The sequence below is a fragment of the Mycobacterium sp. KBS0706 genome, assembly GCF_005938675.2.
Classification (GTDB): Bacteria; Pseudomonadota; Alphaproteobacteria; order DSM-16000; family Inquilinaceae; genus Inquilinus.
In genome coordinates this window covers 1-638 of the sequence record NZ_VCCH02000328.1, presented here as the reverse complement: position 1 = coordinate 638, position 638 = coordinate 1, and the positions used below count along the sequence as shown (strand labels likewise).

Below are 638 nucleotides of genomic sequence, written 5' to 3'. Positions count from 1 at the left end.
CTCGGCGACCGGCGCCAAGGCGTGCGGGTACAGGTCCAGCGCCGCCGGGCCGGCCCAGGCGCCCTTCACGGTGACGTCCTCGAGATAATAGCGCACCAGCTCGCAGATCCGCGGGCTGCCATCGACATGCGGGATGATCTTCAGGAGGAAGTTCGGCGCCCCCAGGCCCTTGGCCTCGGCGGCGAGATCCAGGGTGCGGTGCTTGTAGCCCATGGTGCCGGTGGCGATGCGGATCGACCCGTAGTTCAGCGTGCCGACCAGCGTGTCGGTCTCGACCGCCAGGGTCGGCTGCGCCAGCTTCTTCGGAAAGCCCCACAGCTCGCGCCCGCCGGCGATCGGCGGATGGTCGTTCAGGAACATCTGGTGGGTGTAGCCGCCGACCTGGCCCTGGTAGCGCACCGGGATCACCTGGCCGCTCTCGGTGTAGTCGCCGAAGCCGGTCGAATCCGGCATGCGGATGAACTCGTAGTTGACCACCGGCTCGACGATCTCCAGCGGCTCCGGCACCACCCGGCGCAGCGCCTCGGGGTCGGTGCGGTAGCGGATGATGAAGTACTGGCGGTCGACGAAGCGGTACGGCCCCGGCGGGAAGGCCGGGCTGGTCAGCGGCATGGCGAAGGCGGTCTCCCGCACGGTCT

The 638-nt window shown here is 69.4% G+C and carries 1 protein-coding gene; it reads right to left on the bottom strand.

Annotated features, from left to right (window positions below):
• Positions 1-638: acetoacetate decarboxylase (locus FFK22_RS42100; RefSeq protein WP_221939320.1), on the bottom strand; the 638-nt coding region annotated here is incomplete at both ends.